At 36.5% G+C, this 8,299-nt stretch carries 4 protein-coding genes; 3 read left to right on the top strand and 1 reads right to left on the bottom strand.

Features of this window, described 5'->3' with window-relative positions:
• Positions 1–303 (top strand): type IX secretion system membrane protein PorP/SprF (locus C8P70_RS13330; protein WP_133711735.1); only part of this gene is annotated, 303 nt, incomplete at its 5' end.
• Positions 304–711: 408 nt separating this feature from the next.
• On the opposite strand, the gene C8P70_RS13325 is transcribed toward C8P70_RS13330, so the two are convergent.
• Entirely contained in the window at positions 712–1,371 is a 660-nt protein-coding gene (locus tag C8P70_RS13325; RefSeq protein ID WP_133713802.1) for a S24 family peptidase, read from the bottom strand.
• 93 nt (positions 1,372–1,464) lie between these two features.
• On the opposite strand from C8P70_RS13325, the gene C8P70_RS13320 reads away from it, so the two are divergent.
• Both C8P70_RS13320 and C8P70_RS13315 read left to right on the top strand, forming a co-directional pair.
• Positions 1,465–1,674, top strand: a complete 210-nt coding sequence (locus C8P70_RS13320) for a hypothetical protein (protein ID WP_133713801.1) — start codon at positions 1,465–1,467, stop codon at positions 1,672–1,674.
• 38 nt (positions 1,675–1,712) lie between these two features.
• On the top strand, positions 1,713–7,847 hold the full coding sequence (locus tag C8P70_RS13315) for a choice-of-anchor J domain-containing protein (protein ID WP_133713800.1): 6,135 nt from the start codon (positions 1,713–1,715) through the stop codon (positions 7,845–7,847).
• Positions 7,848–8,299 lie beyond the last annotated feature (452 nt).

Here is an 8,299-nt window from a genome sequence, read left to right as displayed (position 1 = left end):
GACAGAGACTGGAAGCTAAAACCTTCGGCAATGGTTAAATACGGTTTTAATGCACCGATGTCATTTGATGTTAGCTTAAATGCGATGTATGCCAACAAGCTTGAAGGCGGAATAACTTACCGAAAAGATGACGCCATAGGCGGTATGCTGAATTACAGAATTACCAAGAGTCTTAGAATCGGTTATGCTTATGATTACATCACTTCTGATATCCGAAGAGAAGCCAAGGGATCACATGAATTTATTCTGCTTTACGATTTGTTTTTCTCGAAAAGAGTATCGAGTTCTTCGAGATATTTTTAAAATAGATGATTTTTTCATAATAGCACTTTTAGTGTTGATTTTGGTTAATATGAGATAGGCTGCTTGAAAAGGTGGTCTATCTTTTTATTATGAAATGTTTACAAATAAATAGAAGAGTGGTTTAGTAGAATGAGAGCTATGCATACAATCGCTATAGATTCAAAAGAACTGATAGAAAAAATACTAGCTACAATTGCAAAATCAATTTTACAAAAAATATATATGATACTTTCTAAATAACATTTTCACTCCGAGGGTTACGAGGAGTAAAGTTTCTCGCAGAAATAAAAAGAGGGTATTTAACTAAATAACTTAGCCTGTTTAGACTATAAATTATGAATTAATTGGAAACAGAGATTAAAAAGGTATAATTTTGATTGATTTTCTCCTAACGTAATATAGAGTTTGTTATTCAAGTTGTATTACACCTACTACTATTGCCATAGTAATGATTGAACTTTTATGTATTGTAAATGGGGGATAGTCTTTATTGTCGGAGTGGCATTCTAAATGATCCTCTTTGTCAGATGGATATAACCTTTTAATCATTAGACCCTGATCTGTATCTAAAGCGTATATTTTTCCCCATTGAAAAAAACTTTTATCTTCGATTGATTTACAACCTAAAAGATCGCCGTTATTATATTTTGGATACATACTTAAACCGCTCATCCGAATAATATATTCTACTCCTCTTTGTGTGAATTCCGGTATTGAATAGCCGTTTATAATATTTTTTTGAACAACTTTAACCGTATTGCTTCCTTTGTGTGTGATTCCTCCTGCAGAAATTAAAGGAATAGGTACAGTCGAACTATCTGCAGTATTACTTGCTGTATTTTGGTAATTGTCTTTTAACATCTCTCCTTTTCCGGTTAAGAGCCATTCAGGATTAATGTCGCTGTATTTATTTAGAAACTTTTCTAATGTGTCTGTTTTAATTGTAGTGTTGTTTTTAAAGGGCTTGCTAAGAGTACCGTTAGAAACTCCTATTTCTTTTTCTGCATAACTTATAGCTATCTCTTTGTGTTCAAGATATTGCTTTAATTTGGTAACAATAGATTTCATAAAAAATCTTTTATAGAAAATTTTCTTATAATTAACCTTATTTGTTAGAAAGTTTTCTATATATTTGTTTCAGATTCTGAAACTGATTAAACAATGAGCAAAGAAACAAAAAAAACAGGAAACATTAAGTATAACCGACAGGTAATTGAAACGCTTGTTGAAAAACATAAGATAAGCGATTATTACATTCGACAGTGTGTAGCAGGAAGAAAAGAAGGAGTTACTCCTGATATAATAAAAAGAGATTATAAAATTTTGGAAAGAACCTTAGAGCTCAAAAAGCAACAATTCAAGATGCTGTAATAAAATAAATTAACTAATCATAAATATAATCAACAATTATGAAAAAAAGACTGACCTTATTTTTGATGGTGCTGTTTTGCTTTGCTTTGGTTTATGGCGTCCAGCGATGGTCGATATTTTCTTCTTTTGAATCGAAGGATTTTGTCAATATGGAGCCGCTATTAACAGCAAAAGGATCCTTTAGTTGTAATCCTCCTTTGGATTTTGGAACAAAAGATATAAAAGCAGATGAAGTTACTCTTTTCTGGGACGATTCCCTTGGAATAGGATGGGAGTATATCGTTCAGTTACCTACAGACCCTTTTCCTACCGGTTCTGGAATATCGACCACTACAAAAGAAGTGACTGTAAAACAAGATTACAAGGGAAATAATCTTCAACCTAATACTACTTATGAGTTTTATGTGCGTAGTGATTGTGGGGCAGATGGTACAAGTGTTTGGCAAGGGCCCTTTGTATTTAAAACCTTGTGTACGCCTTTGACCGTATTGCCTTATACAGAAAGTTTTGAAGCTAATTCTACGCTGAAGGATTGTTGGATTGTATTGGATCAAGACGATAACGGATCGGGAAACGGAAATAATTTAAGTAATGTTTTTCATAATTATAATTCTTCTTCCTATGCAGCAGATGGAGCATATAGTATGCGTTTTTATGGGACTTCGGCAGTAGCCCCGCATGACGATTGGTTGATTTCACCAGTTGTATCTCTAACAGCTACAGAAGTATTGCGGGTAACTTATCATTACCGAACTCATATTTCATATAATAATGAATTTGAGGTGCTTTTATCTGATTCAGGACAACATCCGGATAGTTTTACCACGGTGTTGGTATCAAAAACTACCTATAAAAACGAAGCCTATAAGAAGAAGACGGTCTATGTAACAGGAGTTATAGGTGATGTGCACATAGGCTGGCATGTGGTTTCAACCGGCATGACCTATGTATATTTAGATAAGATTACTATCGAAAAAGTAGATTGTATTGGTCCGGAGGATAACATTGAGTTGAGCAATATAGGTAAGGATACTGCAGATTTTGAATGGGAAGATATTCATAATACCCAGTGGGAGTATTATATGCAGGACGCTGGAGGAGGCATTCCTCCAGCTAGTGGAGTTTTGACAAACAGCAAAAAAGTAACGGTTGCTCAAACTACTGGAATCGGAGGTGTTAATTTGCAGCCGAATACCGAGTATGAATTTTATGTGCGCTCGAGTTGTGGATTTGGAAAATACAGCCCGTGGATCGGACCGATCACTTTTAAAACAGCTTGTATGCTACAAACCTTGCCTTTCTGGGAAGGATTTAATACGACTTCTCCAACCTTGGACTGTTGGACTATTATAGATCGGAATAAGGATGGTGTAGAATCGATGCTTGGCTTGTTTAATAAAATGGGATTATCTCCTCTCTCCCTTATTTTTTACCAATACGAAGGAGATGCTTCTATGTGTTTTAATGGTTTAAAAACACAACATGACGATTGGCTAATTTCTCCTACATTTAATTTGGATACGACCAAGTATTACCGTTTGCGATATCATTGCTTAGATCAAAGTGAGAATGCTAAGTATCGCGTTCTCCTGTCTAATAATGGAACTGATATAGAGGATTTCGATGTAGTTTTGGACTCAAAAGAAAAAGGAAACGCAATATGGACGGAAGAAACTTTAATTATAGGTGGGGTTGGGGGAGAAGTAAACATTGCTTGGCATGTAAATGCTAAAGCAGATGAAAAGGAAACTAAATGGTCTATCGATAATGTGTTTTTTGAGGAAATACCTGGCTGTCCGGAACCAATGAATTTAGGTAGTAAAGATGAAGAGGAAGAAAAAGTGACCATTTATTGGGAGGATAACTTTAGTTCCAATTGGGAATATATTGTACAGAGATCAAGAGGTAATATGCCATCATCTACTAAAAAAGGAACAGCTACTGCAAATAAAGAAATAGTTATAGATAATGATAAAAACGGAAATAAGTTGGAATCCAATATGGAGTATGAGTTTTATGTGCGTACGGAATGTGAGAATGGGGGGTATAGTGTTTGGGTTGGTCCATTTAGATTCCGAACAGCTTGCAAGGTATATGACACACCATTTTGGGAAGGCTTTAATTTGGATTCAGAATCTGTAAATTGTTGGGCTATAGTTGATGGAAATCGAGATGTTACTACTGGTGGCGGTAATACGTGGAAGATTTCTTCTAAAGAGAAATATGAAGGAATGTCAGCTATAGAATTTGCCGGAGGAATGAATTTTGGAGCTAACTTACCTCATGATGATTGGGTTATTTCACCTAGCATACAATTTATGATCGGTAAAATGTATAGACTGAAGTATCATTATAAGGCTGATTTTATGATGATTTATGATCATGAATTTGAAGTGTTGTTGTCCAATTCGGGAACAGATACCAGTCAGTTTACCACAACGGTAATTCCCAAAAAAAAATACAATCCCACCATGGATTGGAAAGAAGAATATGTGATTATCTCAGGAGTAAACGGAGATGTAAATATTGCTTGGCATGTTACTTCTCAACTTTGGGATACATATCTGTATATTGACAATGTATTTATAGAGGAAGTGACAGGTTGTCCGGAGCCACTGCCTGTAACTCTTTGTTCAAAGGATGAAAAAAGCAATAGTGCAATCCTTTTTTGGGATGATGAATTTGGGGCTACCGCTTGGGAATATTACGTACAGGAAGCCGGAGAACCAGTTCCTACAGGAAGTGGTACAGCTACAAAAAACAAAGAAAATACTGTTTCTCAGGATGGATCGGGCAAAACCTTAAAGCCCAATACAGAATATGAGTTTTATGTTCGTACGGATTGTGGCAATGGAGAATACAGTATCTGGTCCGGTTCTTATCTGTTCACGACACTATGTGATGATGTATATGCTACGCCGTTTTGGGAGGGATTTAATACAGATGCAAAAACATATAGATGTTGGACGGTAATAGATGGTAATAGAGATTCTACCTCTGCTACAAGTAATATTTGGCATACATATACCTCTGCGTCAGAAGTGTATGAAGGAGATCAGGTTGTACGTTTCTATGGTTTGTCAGGAAAAACACATGACGATTGGCTAATTTCGCCGGCATTTACGATGAATGTAGGTAGGTATATATTGAAATACAATTATAAAACAAGTTCGACGATTTCTTATAATAGTTCTTTTGAAGTACTATTATCTTCTCAGGGAATAGATACGACAAAATTCACGACTACTATATTGCCAACTGAGTTTTATCAGGAAGGAGACTGGAAAGAAAAAGTAGTATTCTTTACTGGAGTTGCCGGAGATGTTAATCTGGCTTGGCATGTAAACTCTATGGGAACTACTTATGTTTATCTAGATGATGTAACGCTGAAAGAAATAGAAACCTGTCCGGAACCTTATTATGTAACAGTAACTGGTCAGACTACTACCTCAATAGATATAGAATGGGAACAAGAAGGGACAGTAATCCGTTGGGAAGTACTTGTGGTAGATTATGGAGAAGATGAAACAGCTATCCCTGTTCAAACCGTTACAGTGACCGGAATGCCGAAAACCACAATTACAGGATTGGCTGAAGGAACAGCTTATGGCATTTATGTAAGAGCCAGATGTACGGATGGAAAAAGTGATAGCAATTGGTCAACTCCGACAATAGGAGTGACTAAAGTAGGTACTAACAACAATTGTGATGCAGCTATAGATATTCCGGTAAACGATAGTTTAGAATGTATAACTTCTGTGGATGTAACCTTATTCGGAGCTACAGTCTCTTCTAGCCCTACTCCGGATTGTGTCCTAAATCTACAAAATGACATTTGGCTTGCGTTTACGGCTACGTCCGAGTCCCATTTATTGCGGATAAAAGGATTAGAGAACTCCTCTTTGCGTATAGAGGGGGCACTATACGATAATGTTTGTAATTCAATTGGAACTACTCCTTTTGTATGCTTTGAATTTTCAATAACTAAAAAAGGAAATCTGTTTACAGATTTAACGTTGGGACAGCGTTACTATATCCGATTGGGAACTTCGGAAGATACAACAGATGGCAAATGGAAAACAGTTTTAAATCTTTGTCTTACATCCTCGCCCTATTTGGAAGTTAGCGAAAGCGGAATACAATATACAGCAGAAGAGCTTGTAAAAGAGGTGTTGGTAAATTCAGACTGTGATTTGGTTTCCAATGTACATTATCAAAATGGGGATGGGGGTCCTATTACGCAAACGGTAAATACGTTAGGGTATTTTAACAAAGGAAAGTCTGATTTTCCTTTTAAAGAAGGGGTGGTGCTTTCAACAGGTCCTGTAGGATACGTGCCTGGTCCTCATGGAGGGAGTACGGGTTCTAACCAAAATCGTTGGATAGGAAATCAAGATATTAATGATGTTATAAACGATGCGGGAGGAGGTCCTCGAAATGATAAACGGGTAACTCAATTGGAATTTGACTTTATACCAGTTACAGATTCTATTCATTTTGAATACTTGCTGGCATCAAATAGTTACCAAGCAGGTTGTATGTTTTCATGTCAAAATGCCGCTTTGTTTGCCGCCTGGTTGGTTGATACGATCACTGGAGAAGGACAAAATATAGCCAAAATTCCCGGAACGAATCTACCCATTTCGTTAAATACAATTTGGGATTTTCAGAAAATACCAAATACAAGTTGCACGGTAAATCCTGAGTTTTTTTGGAGTAGTTATGTTTCCGGTGGTAATGTCGATCCTTTAGTGGCACCCTTTAATTTTGCGGGCTCTACCATTGCGATGTCTTCAGGGATGGTGTCTGTGGTGCCTGGTAGAAAATACCATATTAAACTCGCTGTAATTGATTTTTGTTATACTGAGGCTCATACTTCAGCAGCTTTCTTTAATGCCAACAGTTTTGATTTGGGTAATTTGGATTTAGGTCCGGATCTGTTGGTTGAAACCAATAATGCCTTATGCGAAGAGGAATTAATAGTGATTCAATCTGGAATAGCGCTTTCAGACGAACTGAAAACAGAGATAGAATGGTATAAAGATGGAATGTTATTGGAAGACGAAAAACAGCCAAACCTAGATGTCAACGAGAGTGGGGAGTATGAGGTTAGGGTAAATTTTCCGGAATTGAATTGTGCAGTTTCCAGCTCCATAAAAGTAGAAATCTATCCTCCTATTTCAGAAATAGTTCACCAACCGGAAACGATTGCCGTTTGCCGAAATGCCTTGGAAGATATTATTGTCAATTTAGAACAGGTAGAGGGAGCAATGTTCAGCCAATCGGGAAAGGATAGTTATACTATCACTTATTTTGAAACAGTGGACGAGGCAGAAATGGACGAGAATCCATTACAAAACATAACGGATTATAATCTAGGAAAAGAACCGCAAGCACAAACGGTATATATTCGAGTAGACAATACAGAAACGGGCTGTCATGAGGTATTTGAATTGTATATTCAACCTCAAAAAGGAGAGACTCCAAAGAAACCGGAGAATGTAGCAGTATGCGCAGAATATGCATTCCCTGAAGTAAATGGCGATCAGTATTACTATACCGAACCGGGCGGTCAGGGCAAAGAATACAAGGTTGGAGATGTTTTGGCAGAACCGGGTGAACACGTGATATATTTATTGCAATTAAACAGTGATGAGGGTTGTTATGAAGAAACCGCTTATCAGGTGAATATTACAGCTCCTGTAGTGGCAGATGTATTTGAAGATAAAACACTAAGCTGTGAGTACTACGAGCTAAAACCTTTGTCTGAATACAATCACTATTTTACAGAACCGGAAGGACAAGGAAACGAGTTATACCCAGATAGGCAGATTCTCGAAAAACAGACCATTTATGTTTATGCCATTTCAGAAGATGATTTGTGTACTGATGAAAGCAGTTTTACCATTGCTTACGAAGACTGCCCTATTCCAAGAGGAATTTCACCAAATGGTGACAATCTGAATGATGTCTTTGATTTAACTCCTCACGGAGTAGAAAGCATCAAGATTTATAACCGCTGGGGAACAGAAGTTTACGCTCACGGAGAGGGCTATACTACGCAGTGGCATGGACAGGGTAAAAATGGCAAACAGTTACCTGACGGAACGTATTACTACGTAATTAAAGCGCATGGTAAAACCCGAACCGGATGGGTTCAGATTAATAAGTGACTTAGTAGTTTTTTGGTTAGATGTGGTTATCCCCGGACAAGTATTTTGTAATTTTCTTGCCGGGGATTAGCTTTAAAAAGAACTCAATTTGACAAAGCTGATTTCTGTTATATCCTTCCTATTAAAAAAATATTAGAATGTATAATTATATCTGTATAACAATAAATCTTCCGAATTAATTATTTCGAGTGTACTGACAAACAGGTACAGAATTCGCAAAAAAATTAATTTGGAGCGTGCAGAGTGTTTAGAAGATTGGATTCAGTCTTTATAATGCTAAAAAAATGATTCGGAAGTAGTAGAATTAGTTTTTAAGCAGTTTTTTGAGGATTTGTATAAAATGTTAAAAGTTAAATCCAATGTGTTAAATAGTTAATTTGTTGATTATTAGTGTGTTTGTTGATTTGTGCTTTATTTTTTGTCTAGTTTTATTCTATTGTTAAAATTTGGAT

The organism is Myroides indicus, assembly GCF_004364575.1.
Classification (GTDB): domain Bacteria; phylum Bacteroidota; class Bacteroidia; order Flavobacteriales; family Flavobacteriaceae; genus Flavobacterium; species Flavobacterium indicum_A.
Note: the sequence above shows the minus strand (reverse complement) of the source record. Positions and strands in the feature narration are given on the sequence as shown.

Excerpts from the sequence above, each read along its gene's own strand:
- C8P70_RS13325 (WP_133713802.1), bottom strand. The coding sequence starts at position 1,371 with ATGAAATCTATTGTTACCAAATTAAAGCAATATCTTGAACACAAAGAG.
- C8P70_RS13320 (WP_133713801.1), top strand. The coding sequence starts at position 1,465 with ATGAGCAAAGAAACAAAAAAAACAGGAAACATTAAGTATAACCGACAG.
- C8P70_RS13315 (WP_133713800.1), top strand. The coding sequence starts at position 1,713 with ATGAAAAAAAGACTGACCTTATTTTTGATGGTGCTGTTTTGCTTTGCT.